The 15,885-nt window shown below is 73.6% G+C and carries 14 protein-coding genes; 6 read left to right on the top strand and 8 right to left on the bottom strand.

What is annotated here, in order from left to right; all coding sequences use genetic code 11:
- Positions 1-129 precede the first annotated feature (129 nt).
- From ACQYWQ_RS18255 to ACQYWQ_RS18245, 3 genes are all read right to left on the bottom strand, one after another.
- On the bottom strand, positions 130-2,364 hold the full coding sequence (locus tag ACQYWQ_RS18255) for a trypsin-like serine protease (RefSeq protein WP_431035889.1): 2,235 nt from the start codon (positions 2,362-2,364) through the stop codon (positions 130-132).
- Positions 2,365-2,442: 78 nt separating this feature from the next.
- On the bottom strand, positions 2,443-2,565 hold the full coding sequence (locus ACQYWQ_RS18250) for a hypothetical protein (RefSeq protein ID WP_431035887.1): 123 nt from the start codon (positions 2,563-2,565) through the stop codon (positions 2,443-2,445).
- Between the two features lie 612 nt (positions 2,566-3,177).
- Entirely contained in the window at positions 3,178-4,461 is a 1,284-nt protein-coding gene (locus tag ACQYWQ_RS18245; RefSeq protein WP_431035886.1) for a geranylgeranyl reductase family protein, read from the bottom strand.
- Between the two features lie 99 nt (positions 4,462-4,560).
- On the opposite strand from ACQYWQ_RS18245, the gene ACQYWQ_RS18240 reads away from it, so the two are divergent.
- Together ACQYWQ_RS18240 and ACQYWQ_RS18235 are read left to right on the top strand one after the other, a co-directional pair.
- Entirely contained in the window at positions 4,561-5,097 is a 537-nt protein-coding gene (locus ACQYWQ_RS18240; RefSeq protein WP_431035885.1) for a GNAT family N-acetyltransferase, read from the top strand.
- 128 nt (positions 5,098-5,225) lie between these two features.
- Entirely contained in the window at positions 5,226-5,591 is a 366-nt protein-coding gene (locus ACQYWQ_RS18235; protein WP_431035884.1) for a PASTA domain-containing protein, read from the top strand.
- A 43-nt stretch (positions 5,592-5,634) separates the two neighbouring features.
- Here the strand turns inward: ACQYWQ_RS18235 and ACQYWQ_RS18230 are convergent, their stop codons facing one another.
- Positions 5,635-6,339, bottom strand: coding sequence for a demethylmenaquinone methyltransferase (locus ACQYWQ_RS18230; RefSeq protein WP_431035882.1), 705 nt, complete (start codon positions 6,337-6,339; stop codon positions 5,635-5,637).
- Between the two features lie 193 nt (positions 6,340-6,532).
- Between ACQYWQ_RS18230 and ACQYWQ_RS18225 the strand changes: the two genes are divergently transcribed.
- Positions 6,533-6,730 (top strand): hypothetical protein, encoded by a 198-nt coding sequence (locus ACQYWQ_RS18225; RefSeq protein ID WP_431035881.1) that lies wholly within the window; start codon positions 6,533-6,535, stop codon positions 6,728-6,730.
- 178 nt (positions 6,731-6,908) lie between these two features.
- The gene (locus tag ACQYWQ_RS18220) at positions 6,909-7,913 is read left to right on the top strand and encodes a chitinase (RefSeq protein WP_431035879.1); all 1,005 of its coding nucleotides are present in this window, start codon (positions 6,909-6,911) and stop codon (positions 7,911-7,913) included.
- Between the two features lie 299 nt (positions 7,914-8,212).
- Here ACQYWQ_RS18220 and ACQYWQ_RS18215 read toward each other — a convergent pair whose 3' ends face one another.
- The 3 genes from ACQYWQ_RS18215 to ACQYWQ_RS18205 form a co-directional block, all read right to left on the bottom strand.
- On the bottom strand, positions 8,213-8,659 hold the full coding sequence (locus ACQYWQ_RS18215) for an imidazolonepropionase-like domain-containing protein (RefSeq protein WP_431035877.1): 447 nt from the start codon (positions 8,657-8,659) through the stop codon (positions 8,213-8,215).
- A gap of 13 nt (positions 8,660-8,672) precedes the next feature.
- Positions 8,673-9,872 (bottom strand): cyclic dehypoxanthinyl futalosine synthase, encoded by a 1,200-nt coding sequence (gene mqnC / locus ACQYWQ_RS18210; protein WP_431035876.1) that lies wholly within the window; start codon positions 9,870-9,872, stop codon positions 8,673-8,675.
- A gap of 196 nt (positions 9,873-10,068) precedes the next feature.
- On the bottom strand, positions 10,069-11,562 hold the full coding sequence (locus ACQYWQ_RS18205) for an aldehyde dehydrogenase family protein (RefSeq protein WP_431035874.1): 1,494 nt from the start codon (positions 11,560-11,562) through the stop codon (positions 10,069-10,071).
- Between the two features lie 330 nt (positions 11,563-11,892).
- Here ACQYWQ_RS18205 and ACQYWQ_RS18200 point away from each other — a divergent pair, with 330 nt between their 5' ends.
- Positions 11,893-12,510, top strand: a complete 618-nt coding sequence (locus ACQYWQ_RS18200; protein WP_431035873.1) for a TetR/AcrR family transcriptional regulator — start codon at positions 11,893-11,895, stop codon at positions 12,508-12,510.
- Positions 12,511-12,798: 288 nt separating this feature from the next.
- Here ACQYWQ_RS18200 and ACQYWQ_RS18195 read toward each other — a convergent pair whose 3' ends face one another.
- Complete coding sequence (locus ACQYWQ_RS18195) at positions 12,799-14,355, bottom strand: long-chain-fatty-acid--CoA ligase (protein WP_431035871.1); 1,557 nt, start codon at positions 14,353-14,355, stop codon at positions 12,799-12,801.
- 223 nt (positions 14,356-14,578) lie between these two features.
- Here ACQYWQ_RS18195 and ACQYWQ_RS18190 point away from each other — a divergent pair, with 223 nt between their 5' ends.
- Positions 14,579-15,802 (top strand): PucR family transcriptional regulator, encoded by a 1,224-nt coding sequence (locus ACQYWQ_RS18190; protein WP_431035870.1) that lies wholly within the window; start codon positions 14,579-14,581, stop codon positions 15,800-15,802.
- Positions 15,803-15,885: the final 83 nt, after the last annotated feature.

The following is a 15,885-nucleotide window of genomic DNA, read 5'->3' as shown; positions in this document are numbered from 1 at the left end:
CCCGCCGCACGCGGCGACAGGGCGGGTGGGTACGGGCACGCGCGGCGCGGGACGGGAGGTTCCCCGCCCCGCACCGCGCGGCCCCTGCTCAGCGCGGCGCGCGTACGTGGCGCGCCGCGCACATCCGGCTCAGCGTGCGGCGGAGCCGAACGCCTTGCCCGCGGCGGGCAGGCCGCCGGTGCCGGGCTGGTACGTCGTCACCGCTGCCTTGGTGCCGCCGGGGACGACGTTCCCGATCGGCAGGGCGTGCAGCGCCCCGTACGCGCTCGGCCCGTTGGGCATACCGACGTACAGGTGGGTGCCGGTGAAGTGGATGCTCTCGCCGACCCGCTGGTTCGCCGCGTACGGTCCCGGCAGGCCGGGAGCGTTTCCCGCCTCGACCCACACGTCGTTGTCACCGGCCGCGCCGAGCGCCGAGAAGACCTGCACGGCACCGGCCTTGGCCTCCGTGCCGAGCGCCTCGCCCGGGATGCCGACGGCGACGAGCAGCGTCGCCGTGGTGGCGACCTCGTGCGGCGCCGTGTTGATGATGCTCAGCGTCTCCGCCATCCGGTCGCCGACCTCCGACGTGCCGCTCACGGCGTCGTCGGGCTCGCCCTGGCGCAGTTCGTGGATGTAGGTCCACGTCTTGTCGGGGTTGAGCCGGATCAGGATCGCGCGACCGGCCTGGGCGCGCTGGGTGCCGTTGGCCGCCGTCATCTCGCCCGGCGAGCCGATGGCCAGCATCGAGGTGCCGGTCCCCGAGGTGGCGGAGGTGCGGTACGGGGTCATGGCGAGCGAGGCGCCGAACTCGTCGTCCTTCTCGGCCGCGCCGCTCACCGCGCTGTTGTCCTGGTCCATGCCGCCGACGACGGTGGGACGGCCGTCCGCGTCCAGGGTGTGGCTGAAGAGGGCCACCGTGCCGGAGTTGGTCTTCGTGCCGATCGCCTCGCCGGGCGCGCCGATGGCGAAGTAGTTCTCGTCGCCCGCCACGGCCGCGCCGAACTTGTCACCGGCCTCGGCGGCGCCGGGGACGTTGGTCGGCAGGTCCTGGGAGAGGGAACGGCTGGTGTTGCCGTAGACGTAGACCGCCATGCCCGCCGCCGCGAGCTTGCCGATCGACTCGCCGGGGACGCCGATGAGTATCCAGGGGCGCCCCTCGGCCGTGGTCCCCGCGGCGAGGGCCTGGCCCATGTGGTCGTTCGTCTCGGGCGTCGAGGAGAGCAGGGCGCCCGTGCCCGCGCCCTGCTCCAGGTGCGTGGCCTTGACCGAACCGGTGCCGAGGCCCCCGGGGGCGCCGTAGAGGATGTCGACGAAGCCCGCGCCCGCGACGCTGCCCACGGCTTCGTCGGGGGTGCTCACGACGAGGTCGGTGTAACCGTCCTCGTTGTAGTCGACGGTGGCGAGTGCCCCGCCGAAGCCGTCGTTCGCCTCGGCGCCGCCCGGCACCCAGTCGAGGTCCTGGTCGATCTGCGCGATGCCCTTGTCGGCGCCGTACACGACCCGTACCAGACCGGCTCCGGCGTCACCGCCCACGGCGGCCTTCGGGTCGGCGACGGCGATGTCCTCGACGCCGTCGCCGTTGAAGTCGGTGATCCGGGGGGCGCCGGTCGTCGCGTCGACCCAGGACTTCAGGTCGTCGACGCGCGCGGTGACGCCCACCGTGCTCGTCTGCTCCTCGTCGATGCCGAAGCAACCGCCCTGGAAGGACTGGCTGGTGAGGGCGAGGAGCTGCGCCGACGCGCCGGTGCCGCGCAGCACGGGGCCGCCGGAGTCGCCCGCGCAGGCGGCGGCGCCGTCCTTGCCGGTGACCGCGGCGCTCGTGGCGGCCACGGAGTCGACGGTGTAGGCGGCGGTGTGCAGCCGCAGCGGGGCCCACTCGTCCTGGGTACGGCCGTAACCGGCGAACGTCAGCTCCTCGCCCGCGGCCGGGGCCGTCGTGGCGAGGGGCGCGGGGACGACGTCCTTCACGGGCCTGTCGAGGCGCGCGAGGACGACGTCGCGGTCGGTACGGGGCACCAGCTCGACGATCTTGCGCGCGGCACCGTCCGAGGAGGTGAGGTCGGTGCGGCCGATCGTCGCCGTCACCGGCTCCTGGGGCACACCGGCGGGCACCGAGAGGCCCTGGGCCGGGTCGTCCACGAAGCAACTCGCCGCGGTGAGCAGCCAGTCGGCGTCGACGAGGACGCCGGAGCAACCGCGGTCGTGGGAGCCGACGATGAGCTGCGCGGTGTACGCGTAGGTCGTGTCGGAGGGCTCGGACGCCGGGCCTGTGACGGCGGCCGCGGGCACGGCGCTCAGCGCGAGGGGAAGGGCCAGGAGGGCTGCCGCTCCCTGGGCGAGAAGACGGGTGCGTCTGCCGACGCGTGGGGTTCTGTCTGTCATGGGTGAGTCGATTCCTTCAGCGAGGACCGCGTACGGACGTGCCGGACCGCGGCGAGGTTCACGGGCAGCTGCCGGGGACTACGGGAACGTCCTGGTCCCGGCGAGCGGGACGTCGCGGTTCTCCGGGTCGGCGGACTCGCCCACCGGGTTCCAGGTGTTCTCGGCGAGGGGGAAGGAGTTCCCCTCGCCGCCGGCCGTCATGCCGACCCCAGAATTCGCCGTATGCCCCGTTTTCTTCGCACCCTCACATCTGGCACGCCGTAATTCCGCATTGCACTCCCCGTCTCGGATCGGAATATGCCAGCAGGTCGATCAGGCCTGCGGCCGTCGTGAGCGTGGTCATGGCAGCACGACGAAGAAGCCCCGATCAAGCTCAATGTCCGTACCAAAGAGGGGCATTGACGGACCCTCAGGTGTGACGTTCACCACCCCGGCGAAAGGTTGTACGCAGCACGATGACGATCCGGTAACTCCTCGCACGTCCGCTTCTTCTTCTCCCGATCTTTTCGCCGCATCCACCCTGTGGAGTCGAAAGGGAGAACCGCGTGGCAGCCAAGACGGCCGCGGGGGGCGGGACGCCGTACGGGGTCTGCGGGACGGGGGCGCGGGTGCCCGCAGCGAGACGGAACGCGCGCGAGCGGCAAGGGTGTGGGAACGGAGGAGGCGAATCGCGGCGCCTGCCTGCCGTACGCGGGGCGCGCGGCGCCTGCCTGCCGTACGCGGGGCGGGGGGCGCCTGCCTGCCGTACGCGGGGCGCGTGGCCGCGCGACGGTGGGGGCCCTCGGCCACCGTCGCGCCGCCCCGGGGGGGGGCTCAGGCCCTCGGCGCCACCTTCGTCAGGCCGTTGATGACGCGGTCCATCGCGTCGCCGTGGGTCGGGTCGGTCAGGTTGGCGAGGAGCTTCAGGGTGAACTTCATCAGGACCGGGTGCGTGAGGCCCCGCTCCGTCGCGAGCTTCATGATCTTCGGGTTGCCGATGAGCTTCACGAAGGCGCGGCCCAGGCTGTAGTAGCCGCCGTACGTGTCCTTGAGGACCTTCGGGTAGCGCTGGAGGGTCAGCTCCCGCAGCTGCGGGGTGCGGCGGCCGTGGGCCTGGACGATGACGTCGGCCGCGATCGCGCCGGACTCCATCGCGTACGCGATGCCCTCGCCGTTGAAGGGGTTGACCAGGCCGCCCGCGTCGCCGACGAGCAGCAGCCCCTTCGTGTAGTGCGGCTGGCGGTTGAAGGCCATCGGGAGGGCCGCGCCGCGGATCGGGATCGTCATGTTGTCCGGCGTGTAGCCCCACTCCTCGGGCATCGAGGCGCACCACGCCTTCAGGACCTCGCGCCAGTCCAGCTCCTTGAAGGAGGCGGACGTGTTGAGGACGCCCAGGCCCACGTTCGACGTGCCGTCGCCCATGCCGAAGACCCAGCCGTAGCCGGGCAGCAGCTTGTCCTCGCCGGGCCCGCGCCTGTCCCACAGCTCCAGCCACGACTCCAGATAGTCGTCGTCGTGGCGCGGCGAGGTGAAGTACGTGCGGACGGCGACGCCCATCGGGCGGTCCTCGCGCCGGTGCAGGCCCATCGCGAGCGAGAGCCGCGTCGAGTTGCCGTCGGCGGCGACGACGAGCGGGGCGTGGAAGGTGACGGGGGTCTTCTCCTCGCCGAGCTTCGCGTGCACGCCCGTGATGCGGCCGCTCGCGTCCGTGATCGGCGCGCCCACGTTGCACCGCTCGTACAGGCGCGCGCCCGCCTTCTGCGCGTTGCGCGCGAGCTGCTCGTCGAAGTCGTCGCGCTTGCGGACGAGGCCGTAGTCGGGGAAGGAGGCGAGTTCCGGCCAGTCGAGCTGGAGGCGGTTGCCACCGGCGATGATGCGCAGGCCCTTGTTGCGGAGCCAGCCCGCCTCCTCGGAGATGTCGATCCCCATCGCGATCAGCTGTTTCGTGGCGCGCGGGGTGAGCCCGTCGCCGCACACCTTCTCGCGCGGGAACGCCGTCTTCTCCAGGAGCAGGACGTCGAGTCCGGCCTTCGCCAGGTGGTAAGCGGTCGCCGACCCGGCGGGTCCGGCGCCCACCACGATCACATCCGCGCTGTGTTCGGACAGGGCCTCGGCCACGACACTTCTCCCGACGACTTGAAATCACGTGCCGAGCGGCACCGGACACGGGCAGTCTATTCAGGCGTCGTCTCCCCCCGACCGAAGGGCTGACCGGAATTGACCACCTCGCCCCCCGCCTCCGGCCTCGTACGCCCCGCTCCCGTTCTCGCCCTCCGTGTCCCCACCGACGAGGACGCCTACCACTGGCACCGCGCCTTCGCCGACCCCGAGGTCATGGAGTTCGACGGTGGCCGCCCCGCCGAACTCTCCGTCTACCAGGAGCTGACCGCGCGCCAGCGCCGCCACGACGCCGAACTGGGCTACTGCCTGTGGACACTGACCGACGCCGACGGCGAGGTCGTCGGCTTCACGGGCGCCCAGCCCGGGCCGCACCCGCACTTCGGCACGGGCGGCGCCGTCGAGATCGGCTGGCGCCTCGCCCGTACCGCCTGGGGCCGCGGCTACGCGACGGCGGCGGCCCGTACGACCCTGGACCGCCTGCGCGCGGCCGGGGTGCCCTCGGTCGTGGCGATGGTCAGGGAGCGCGACACGCGCTCCCTCGCGGTCGCCGAGCGGCTCGGGATGCGGCAGGCGGAGACGTTCGTCCTGCCGGACGGCCCGGAGCGGGGGCTGCGGTACGAGCTGGCGCTGTGAGGGGAGGGGCCGGGCCCCGCGAGGCGAGCCCGATCCGGGGTACACGCTCCGCACCACCGCGTACGTACCGCCCGCCCTTCGGGCGGAGCGCTACCGTTCGGGTACGCCTGACCTGGGGAGTTGAGAGCATGTCCTCGCTCGTGCCGGAGCCGACCGACTTCGTCCTCGTGCCGCGTCTGCTCGGCCTCATGGCCATCGACGCGGTGACGGCCGCGCAGGAAGCGGGGCTCGTGACGGAGTCCCCCGACGATCCCGAGGTGCTGGAGGGCGGCCTCGACTACGTCGTACGGCAGTACCCGCAGCCGGGCACGCGCGTCCCGCACGGCGCCGTCGTCACGCTGTGGTTCGACACGTGGCCGGACGAGGGCGACGAGGGCGGCGGCGGTACGGGAGTGCGCGAACCGCTCGACCCGGGGCCCGGCGCGAGCGGCCTGGAGCGCGAGAAGCCGGAGCCGGACGCGGACGGGCCGGAAGGGGTCGCCGTCTCGGGCTGAGGCGGCCCGGGCGCCCGCCGCTCCCGTGGGCCCTCCGGCACGCTCAGCGCTCCTGCGGCTTGAACCCCCGGTGCAGCGCCACGATGCCGCCCGTCAGGTTGCGCCACGCGACCTTCGACCAGCCCGCGTCCTGGAGCAGCGAGGCGAGGGCCGGCTGGTCGGGCCAGTCGCGGATGGACTCGGCGAGGTAGACGTACGCGTCGGGGTTGGACGAGACGGCGCGGGCCACGGGGGGCAGGGCGCGCATGAGGTACTCGGTGTAGACGGTGCGGAAGGGCGTCCAGGTCGGCGAGGAGAACTCGCAGATCACGACGCGCCCGCCCGGCTTCGTCACGCGGTACAGCTCGCGCAGCGCGGCCTTCGTGTCGCTCACGTTGCGCAGCCCGAAGGAGATCGTGACCGCGTCGAAGACGTCGTCGCGGAACGGCAGCCCGGTGGCGTCCCCCGCCGTGAACGGCAGCCAGCCGTGGCGCTGCTTGCCGACCCGGAGCATGCCGAGCGAGAAGTCGCAGGGCACGACGTAGGCGCCGGTGCGGGTGAAGGGCAGCGAGGAGGTCGCGGTACCTGCCGCGAGGTCGAGCACCTTCTGCGCCGGGCGCGCGTCCACGGCCTTCGCCACCTCCGCGCGCCAGGCGCGGTCCTGGCCGAAGGAGAGGATGTCGTTGGTGAGGTCGTAGCGCTTGGCCACACCGTCGAACATCGAAGCGACTTCTTGCGGCTGCTTGTCCAGGGATGCGCGTGTCGTCACCGCCTCATTGTGGCAGGCGCGGATAAAGGCGGCGTACGGGGCCGGGGGCGGGACCGGCCGGTGGGACGCCGTGCGGCGCGGGACCAGCGACCCGGGCCGCACCCGACCAGCGACGCAGGCGCGGACGATCATTCGCCACCTGTTTCGACCGGACCACGCTCCTTCCGGTCGTCCTACGACGGAAAGCGGCCCCATGCCGATCAGTGTCACGTCACCTGTCCGCATCGCCCGTCCCTCGCTCGATCTGCGCGCGGCGGAGGAGTTCTCCGTCACGGGCCTCGGCCTCGGCGCCTGGGCGAACCGGTCCCTGACGCCCTTGTCGCACGGCTCGTGGCGCACGGGGGTACGCGGGTGCCCGCGCACAAGCCGTACGGGGACGAGTGGGGCGTGACGTGCGGGACCCGGCGGTGCGGGGGCAGGGGCGGGCGCCGGGCGGAGTGTGACAGCGGGCTGCCAGAAGTCGGAAGTTGTCTGCCACATACGGTGGAAAACGCCCCATGAGGCGCGGCGGTGTGGGACGTTCGAGGGGTCCCACACACCCGTTCCCCGCCCAGGGAGAGTCCCCCCTCGTGCCCCTGTCGTCCCGCCGTCCCCCGTCGCTCGCCCTCGCGTGCGTGCTGCTGCCGCTGGTGCTGCTCCTCGCGGGCTGCTCCGGCGCGGCGGGCGGTTCCACCGACGGCGCGGCTCCCCCGCGCCGCGTCGGCTTCGCCCCGTACGTGAGCGCCGAGTCCGCGTCAACGCTCGATACGACGGCTCACCCGGACGAGTACCGGCTCGCGTTCGCCGTCGCGGACGGGCGGCGGCGGTGCGTGCCGGTGTGGGGCGGTACGGAGCCGGTCGACGACCCGGCGGTACGGAAGCGGATCGCGCGGCTGGGGACCGTCCGCGTCTCCTTCGGCGGCGAGGCCGGTACAGAACTCGCGCGGGCGTGCGGCTCCGTGGACGCGCTGGCCGCCGCGTACCGCGGCGCGCTCGACGCGGCCGGTACGGACCGTGCCGACTTCGACATCGAGGGCACGGCGCTCGGCGACACGGCGGCGAACGCCCGCCGCGCCGAGGCGATCGCGCGCCTGCGATCCGGCGCCGGGCTCGACGTCTCCGTCACGCTGCCCGTCATGCCGGAGGGCCTGGAGGCGGACGCGCGGGCGATGCTGCGGGGACTGCGCGCGGCGGGCGTCCGCGTGGGCGAGGTCAACCTCATGACGATGAGTTACGGCTCCGCGTACCCGGACGCGAAAGGCCCGATGAGCGCGTACGGGGAACGGGCGGCGCGCGCCGCGCACGGGCAGCTGCGCGAGCTGTTCGGCTGGTCGTCGCGTACCGCCTGGCAGCGGCTCCGTATGACGGTCATGCCAGGCGTCAACGACGTGCCGCACGAGACGTTCACGCGCGCGGACGCGCGGCGCACGCACGCGTTCGCGGTACGCGTGGGGCTCGGCGGGCTGTCGCTGTGGGCGTCCTTCCGGGACCGGCCCTGCGCGGCGGGCGAGTCCTCGCGGGAGCGGTGCACGGGGGTCGCGCAGAAGAAGGGCGATTTCGCGCGGCTGCTCGCGGACGGGGGCGCCGCGGGCTGAGACCCCCGCCTCCGCAGGGAGCCCCGAGCCCAGCACCCACGTCCTCGCCGTCGCCCCCGTCACCGACCACGAGGCGGCCGTCGCCTGGTACACGCGCCTCCTCGGCCACCCCGCCGACGCGCACCCCACGCCGGGCCCCCGCGGGGACTGGTGGAGTCTCGCGGCCTTGGCCTTCGGGCTGAGCATCCCCTTCGTCGGCCTGTACCGGCTGCCGCGACAGGCACGACCGCACCCGGGTACGCCCGCGCCGCCCGACGCGGGGGCGCCACGAAGGTGAGGGACCGGCGGCCGGCCGCGGCTCAGCGCCGCCGGTGGACCAGCCGTCCCGCGCACACCGTGGCCACGCACTCGCCGTCGTCCGTCGTCACGCACAGGTCGGCGCGCGCCTGCGGGGCGAGCGGGGTCGGGGCCGCGCTCGCGACGAGGCGGAGTCCGCCGCGTACCGCCGCTTCGCGCAGCGCGGGGCCGAGCGGGCCCTCCACGAGCAGCGCCGTCGCGCCCGCGGCGAAGAGGGCGTGGACCGTTTCGCGGGGGCTCGGGGCCGGAGGGAGCGGGCCCGTGTGGACGCGGGCGGGCGCGAGGCGGCCCGGCCACTCCCGTACCCGCGCCCCGGGGTACGTGGCGCGCAGGGCCGCGAGCGGGCCGAGCGCCGTGATCCGGTCGCCCGACACGGCGACGGCACCCCCGGCCGTCGCGGGGGTGCCGTCGCCCGCGTCCAGGAGCGGCGCGGTGTGCAGCGTCAGCACGTACGCGTTCCGCTCAGCTCGCCGGGATGAGCTTCAGCTCGGGGTGCGCGGTGCCGCCGTCGATCGCCGTCGAGGAGATGTGCGAGGCCACGCGGTCGTCGACCGGGTCGTTCGCCGGGTCGTCGTGGATGACGAGGTGTTCGTACGTCGTCGCGCGCTGCGCGGGGACGCGGCCCGCCGTGCGGATGAGGTCGATCAGCTCCTGGCGGTTGGAGCGGTGCTTGGCACCGGCGGAGGAGACGACGTTCTCCTCCAGCATCACCGAGCCGAGGTCGTCGGCCCCGTAGTGCAGCGAGAGCTGGCCGATCTCCTTGCCCGTCGTGAGCCAGGAGCCCTGGATGTGGGCGACGTTGTCGAGGTAGATGCGCGCGATCGCGATCATCCGCAGGTACTCGAACATCGTGGCCTGCGTACGGCCCTTGAGATGGTTGTTCTCGGGCTGGTACGTGTACGGGATGAAGGCGCGGAAGCCGCCGGTGCGGTCCTGGACCTCGCGGATCATGCGCAGGTGCTCGATGCGCTCGGCGTTCGTCTCGCCCGTGCCCATGAGCATCGTGACGGTCGACTCGACCCCCAGGTTGTGGGCCGTCTCCATGATCTCCAGCCAGCGCTCGCCGGACTCCTTGAGCGGCGCGATGGCCTTGCGGGGGCGCTCGGGGAGCAGTTCGGCGCCCGCGCCGGCGAAGGAGTCGAGCCCGGCGGCGTGGATGCGGCGGATCGCCTCCTCGGCGGTGACGCCCGAGATGCGCGCCATGTGGTCGACCTCGGAGGCGCCGAGGGAGTGGATGACCAGCTGCGGGAACGCCTTCTTGATCGCCGAGAAGTGCTCCTCGTAGTACTCGACACCGTAGTCCGGGTGGTGCCCGCCCTGGAACATGATCTGCGTGCCGCCCAGCTCGACGGTCTCCGCGCAGCGGCGCAGGATGTCGTCGAGGTCGCGGCTCCAGCCCTTCTTGGTGTCCTTGGGGGCGGCGTAGAAGGCGCAGAACTTGCAGGCCGTGACGCAGACGTTCGTGTAGTTGATGTTGCGCTCGATGATGTACGTCGCGATGTGCTCCGTACCGGCGTAGCGGCGGCGCCTGATCGCGTCGGCGGCCGCGCCGAGCGCGTGCAGCGGCGCGTCGCGGTAGAGCGCGAGCGCTTCCTCCGCGGTGATGCGGCCGCCTGCGGCGGCACGGTCGAGGACGGACTGAAGGTCGGCCTGCTCGGTCACCGGCTGTCACCTTTCGGGGGCGGGTCGCTGCGCAGCGGTCGGGGGTTACGGACCGATTCAGCCTACGCCCCCGGGGTGGGGGCGCCTCGGCGGCGGGGGGCGCGAGGGGTGTGCCCGGGGCGGAACCGCCCTCGTGCCCACCGCACCCGCACCCCGCCCGGCCGTCGCCCTCACCGGGCCGCGCGGTCCCCGCCGGTCACAGATTGACGACGACGGCCTTGGTCTCGGTGTACGAGTCGATGACGTCCGGGCCGTGCTCGCGCCCGATACCGGACTGCTTCATGCCGCCGAAGGGCAGCGGTCCCGTGCTCATGTCGTTGACGGTGTTGACCCAGACCGTGCCCGCCTGGAGGCGCTCGGCCGTGTCGTGGGCGCGGGTGAGGTCCCTGGTGAAGACCGTCGCCGCGAGTCCGTACGGGGTGTCGTTGGCGATGCGGACGGCCTCGTCGGCCTCCGTGAATCCGGTGAGCAGGGAGACGGGGCCGAAGATCTCCTCCTGGGCGATGCGCGAGGAGTTGTCGAGCCCCGTCACGAGGGCGGGCGCGACGAACAAGCCGTCGGCGTCGCGGGGGTCGGGGCCCGAGACGGTGCCGCCGAGTTCCCGCGCGAGGTCGATGTATCCGGTGACCTTCTCGTAGTGGCCGCGCGAGGCGAGCGGGCCCATGACCGTGGCGGGGTCGAAGGGGTCTCCCATCGTCTGTGCGTAGGCCTCCAGCTGGGCGGTGAGCAGGCGGGTGAACTCCTCGCGGACGTTCTCCTGGACCAGGATGCGCGTACTCGCCACGCAGCCCTGGCCGCTGCCGGCGCAGAAGCCGAGGGCGGCGGCAGCGGCCGCCGCGTCCAGGTCGGCGTCATCGAAGACGATGAAGGGCGATTTGCCGCCCAGCTCCAGGGTGACCCGCTTGAGGTTGCCCGTGGACGCCTCCAGGACGTGCTTCCCGACGGCCGTGGAGCCGGTGAAGCTGACCTTGTCGACGTCCGGGTGCGTGATGAGCAGTTCACCGGTCGACGCGCCCGGACCGGTCACGACGTTGAGTACGCCGTCGGGCAGATCCGTGTGGGCGTGCACGAGTTCGGCGAGGCGCAGCAGGCTGAGCGAGGTCTGCTCCGAGGGCTTGGCGACGACCGTGTTGCCGGTGGCCAGCGCCGGGGCGAGCTTGTACCCCATCTGGAGGAGCGGGCCGTTCCAGCCCGCGATCGCGACCACGACGCCGAGCGGCCGGCGGGTCGTGTACTTGAACTGGGCGGGAGTGGAAGGAGCCGTGGTCCCGTAGATACGGGTGGGCCAGCCCGCGTAGTGCCGGAAGACCTCCACGGTGTGCTCGACCATCCAGCGGGTGCCCGAGATCGGGCCGCCCATGTCGAGCGAGTCCAGGGTGGCGAGTTCCTCGGCGTGGGCCTCGATGACCTCGGCGATCTGGTGGAGAACCCGGCTGCGCCGCTCGGGTGCGAGAGCCGCCCACGAGGGGGCTTCGAAGGCGCGGCGGGCCGCCGCGACGGCCCGGTCGACATCGGTACGGCCGCCGACGGCGATGTCCGTCAGCTTCTGCTCGGTCGTCGGGTCGATGGTGGGCAGCGAGGTGCCGTCCGCGGGGGCCTCCTCCCGGCCGTCGATGAAGTGGCCGCGGGGGGAGTCGAGGAAGGCGGGAGCGGGGCGGCCGGTGGTGCGGATGGTGCGGGGTGTGGTCATGGTGCCGTGGTGCTTTCTCTAGGGCGCGGTGAGGCGCTGATCGGGGGGCGTACGGAGGTACGCCGGTTCGTGGGGGCTCGTGGGCGTGTGCCGACGGGGACGCGCTCGCGTACGAGGGAGTACGAGGGGCCGCGCGCCGCCACGCTTCGTGCGGTGGGTGGCGGGCGGCGGGGCGGAACCGCGTGCGGCGGGCGGACGGCCCGAGGAGTTCCGGCCGGTTCACCGCGTTCCGGCCGAAGCGTCCGAGCCTGCTCTGTCACGGTAAGCCAACTTGTCAGTGATTGCCAACCAGACCGTGAGGGACTTTCTGGCAGCAGGTACTGTGGGGGGATGAGTGGAGACAGCAACCGCCCCTCGGTGTGGACGCGCTCGCGCGAGCTGGCGAGCCGGGAGATCCACGAGACCGCGATCCGGCTGTTCCTCACACAGGGTTACGAGCAGACCACTACGGAGCAGATCGCGCGCGAGGTAGGGGTGTCCCAGCGGACCCTCTTCCGCTACTTCGGCACCAAGGAGGACCTGGTGTGCGGAGAACAGGACGCCCTGGGCGTGCTGCTGCGCGAGACGGTCGAGCGGCAGCCCGCGGGGGTCTCGGCCTGGCAGGCGCTGCGTACGGGGTTCATGGCGCTCACGACCGCCCGTCACACGGCGGACGAGGCGCTTGTCATCTCCACCCTGATCTTCCGGACGCCCGCGCTGCGGGCCCGCTACGAGGAGAAGCGCATCGCGTGGCAGTACGCCCTGCTGCCCGTCGTGCGGGCGCGGGTGGAGCGGCCGGGGCAGTCCGCCGACGTCACAGGCCACATCGCGCGGACGGTCATCGCCGTCTCCTTCGCGTGCGCGGACGCGGCCACGGGCACCTGGATCGCCGGGGAGGGACGGGACGACATGAGCGCGCTGTACGACGAAGCGCTGAGGATCGCCGGGCAGGCGGACCTCAGCGCGTGACGCGGCGCGGCGCGGACCGCAGGGCGTGACGCGGTGGGAAGCGGGCCCCAGCGCGTGACGCGGCGGGAAGCGGGCCCCAGCGCGTGACGCGGTGGGAAGCGGGCCCCAGGGCAGGGGGAGCGCGGGCCTCGCGGCGTGTCGGGGCGGGCGGGAGAACGCGTCGGGGGGCGTGCGAGCGGAGCGCGCGGGGAGGTGATGCGGGCGGTACGCGCACGGGGTGCAGCCCCCCGTACCCCGGCCCCGTACCCGCTCCCCTCCCCCGCCGCGCCCCCTTACCCCGCCCCGTTCTCAGACGGTCTCCGGGATCTCGATGTCGCGCTTCTGGATCTTGCCCGTGGGGCCCTTCGGGAGTTCCGGCAGGAACCAGACGCGGCGCGGGTACTTGTAGGCCGCCACGCGCTCCTTCATCCAAGCGCGCAGCGCCTCGGGGGTCTCGTCCGCGCCGGGGCGCAGGACGACGGCGGCGCCGACCTCCTCGCCGAGGCGTTCGTCGGGGACGGGGAGGACCGCCGCCTCCAGGACAGCCGGGTGCTCGTAGAGGACCTCTTCCAGCTCGCGCGGGTAGACGTTGTAGCCGCCCCGGATGATGAGGTCCTTCTTGCGGTCGACGATGGAGTAGAAGCCGTCCTCGTCGCGGCGCGCGAGGTCGCCCGTGCGCAGCCAGCCGTTCGGGAGCAGGACCTCCGCCGTCGCCTCGGGGCGCTGCCAGTAGCCCTTCATGACGTTCGGGCCGCGCACGGCCAGTTCGCCGATCTCGCCGTCGGCGAGTTCCGTGCCCCCGGGGTCGAGGATGCTCAGTTCGACGCCCGCGACGGGGGTGCCGATCGAGCCGGGCTTGCGCGGGCGGTCGAGGTGGTTGAAGGCCGCGACGGGGGACGTCTCCGAGAGGCCGTAGCCCTCCAGTACGTCGCAGCCGAACGCCTTCTCGAAGGCGTGCAGGACCTCGACGGGCATCGCGGCGCCGCCGCTGATGCACAGCCGCAGCGAGGAGGCGTCGGCCCGCGCGGCATCGGGGTGGTGGAGGAGCCCGGCGAACATCGTGGGGACGCCCTCGAAGACGGTGGCGCGCGTCGCGGTGAGCGTCCGGAGCACGGCGGCGGGGTCGAAGCGCGGGACGAGCGCGAGCGCGGCGCCGGAGAGAACGGCCGCGTTGAGCCCGGTGAGCTGGCCGAAGGCGTGGAAGAGGGGCAGGCAGCCGAGGATCGTGTCGGCGCCCGTGAGGCGCGCGAGGGCGACCGTCGTCGCGGTGTTGCTCGCGAGGTTGCGGTGGGTGAGCTGGGCGCCCTTGGGGTGGCCCGTGGTGCCCGAGGTGTAGAGGATGACGGCGTCGTCGTCGGGGGCGCGCTCGGTGAGCGCGTCAGGGGCTTCGAGGTCCTCGCTGCCCGTCGGCGTGAACTGGCCGAGGCTCACCGGGTGGTGCGGTACGTCCGCCTTCGCCGCGCCCTCGGCGGGCTCGCCCGGGACGCCGTCCCAGGCGTACAGGGCACGGGCGCCGCTGTCGGCGAGGTGGAAGGCGACCTCACGTTCCTTGAGCAGCGGGTTGAGCGGGACGACGACACCCCCGGCGCGCAGGACCCCGTAGTAGAGGACGGCGAACTCGGGGACGTTCGGGAGCATGAGCCCGATCCGTTCGCCCGGCGTGAGCCCTTCGGCGCGCAGCCGGGCGGCGACGACGGCGGACGAGCGCTCCAGGGTGCGGTGGTCGAGCGTGTACGGGCCGAGGAGGAGGGCCGGGGCCTCGGGGGTGCGGCGGGCGGTGTCCAGGAGGTGGTGGACAAGGCTCCCCGTGGACTCCCGGGGGGCTTCCGGTTCCGAGGGGGCCGGTCGCCGGGCCACGTCGCTCATGGTGCTGCTCCGCTTCGTCGCGCTCGCCCGGGCCCCCCGGCACATACCCGCCGAGGACCTCCGGGCCGCCCGGCCACGATGCCGGGCGCCACCGGCCATCGTGCGCCCCGCGCCGCGTACGGAGCCATGTCGCCCACCACAATGCGAGGCGTCTCACGTTGTTCCCGTGAACAACGCCACAGCGCCCCGCACCGGGACGACCTGCGGGGTTACCGTGCGTCGCATGCCCGCCGCGCCCTTCGCCCCGCCGCCCCTGACGCCGCCGCCCGGCACGATCCCGCTCGCGCGCACGCTCCTCGCACGCGAGGAGGAGCTGGCCGACAAGCTCGACGAGAGCATCCGGGCCGAGGCGGAGGCGTACCGCGCCGAGGAGCCCGTCCCACGCGCCGCGCTGCACGCCTCGACGCTCGGCAACGCCCGGCAGGTACTCGGCTTCCTCGCGGGCGAGTCCGTGCCGGACGTCTCCGCCGCCGCGGCCACGGGCCGCGAGCGCGCGGCGCAGGGCGTCTCGGTCGCGGACATGACGCGCGCCTTCCGCATCGGCTTCGAGTCGCTGTGGCACCGGCTCGTCCGCGAGGCCGCCCACCGCGACGAGGTCTCCGCCGACGACCTCGTGACACTGTCCGCCACGCTGTGGCAGCTCGCGGGGCTGTACGCGGACGCCGCGGCCGAGGCGCACCGCGCGGCGACGGCCGACCGGCTGCTGGCACGCGAACGTGAACGCTCGGCGCTCGTCGAGGCGTTGTTCACGGGGGTGCTCGCGGAGCGCTCGGGGCTGCGCGAGGGGGCGCGGGCGCTGGGACTCGCGCTCGACGGGCCCTTCGTCGTGGCAGTCGCGCGCGCGGTGGGTGGCGGCACACTGCCAGGGCGCGAGGCACTGCCAGGGATCGAGGCGGCATTGCTGTCAGCCGGGCTGCGCTCGGCGTGGCGGTTGCTGCCCGACGAGCAGATCGGGGTGGTGGGGGTGCCGGGCACGGGGGCCGTGCAGGCGCTCGGGGAGGCGCTGCGGCGGGTCGCGCCCGCGCGGATCGGTGTGAGCCCTCCGTACGACTCGCTGCGCGAGACCCCGCGCGCCCTCTACTTCGCGCGCCTCGCGCTGCGCGGCCTGACCCGCGAGGGAGTCGCACGCTTCGACGACAACCCGCTGACGGTCGTCGCCGCGGCCGCGCCCGAGGAGGCGGGCCGGGTGGCCCGGCTGGTCCTCGGGCCGGTGCTCGCGCTGGGCGTCACCGAGCGGGACCGGCTCATCGACACGCTGGAGACGTGGTTCGCCGCGGGCGGCTCGGCCGCCGAGGCGGGACGGCTCCTGTACTGCCACCCGAACACGGTGCGGTACCGGCTGCGGAAGGTCGAGGCGCTGACGGGCAAGTCTCTGCACGCGCCGCAAGCGGTGGCGGAGCTGGGCCTTGCGGTACGGGCCATCCGGCTGGAGGCGGCGGAGAAATAGGCGAGGCCGGGACGGGGGCGGCCCGGCACGGGGACAGCCCGGCACAGGGGCGGCCCGGCACGGGGGCAGCCTGACGGGTTGGG

Origin of the sequence: Streptomyces sp. P6-2-1 (assembly GCF_050613165.1) — a bacterium.
In the GTDB taxonomy this organism is placed as follows: Bacteria; Actinomycetota; Actinomycetes; order Streptomycetales; family Streptomycetaceae; genus Streptomyces.
The sequence above is the reverse complement of the archived record's forward strand: the minus strand, read 5'-3'. Positions and strand labels throughout refer to the sequence as shown.

Bases quoted from the DNA above. Each gene is read 5' to 3' on its own strand.
- ACQYWQ_RS18200 (WP_431035873.1), top strand. From the start codon at position 11,893: ATGAGTGGAGACAGCAACCGCCCCTCGGTGTGGACGCGCTCGCGCGAG.
- ACQYWQ_RS18250 (WP_431035887.1), bottom strand. From the start codon at position 2,565: ATGACGGCCGGCGGCGAGGGGAACTCCTTCCCCCTCGCCGAGAACACC.
- ACQYWQ_RS18225 (WP_431035881.1), top strand. From the start codon at position 6,533: ATGCCGATCAGTGTCACGTCACCTGTCCGCATCGCCCGTCCCTCGCTC.
- ACQYWQ_RS18190 (WP_431035870.1), top strand. From the start codon at position 14,579: ATGCCCGCCGCGCCCTTCGCCCCGCCGCCCCTGACGCCGCCGCCCGGC.
- ACQYWQ_RS18205 (WP_431035874.1), bottom strand. From the start codon at position 11,562: ATGACCACACCCCGCACCATCCGCACCACCGGCCGCCCCGCTCCCGCC.
- ACQYWQ_RS18235 (WP_431035884.1), top strand. From the start codon at position 5,226: ATGTCCTCGCTCGTGCCGGAGCCGACCGACTTCGTCCTCGTGCCGCGT.
- ACQYWQ_RS18195 (WP_431035871.1), bottom strand. From the start codon at position 14,355: ATGAGCGACGTGGCCCGGCGACCGGCCCCCTCGGAACCGGAAGCCCCC.
- ACQYWQ_RS18255 (WP_431035889.1), bottom strand. From the start codon at position 2,364: ATGACAGACAGAACCCCACGCGTCGGCAGACGCACCCGTCTTCTCGCC.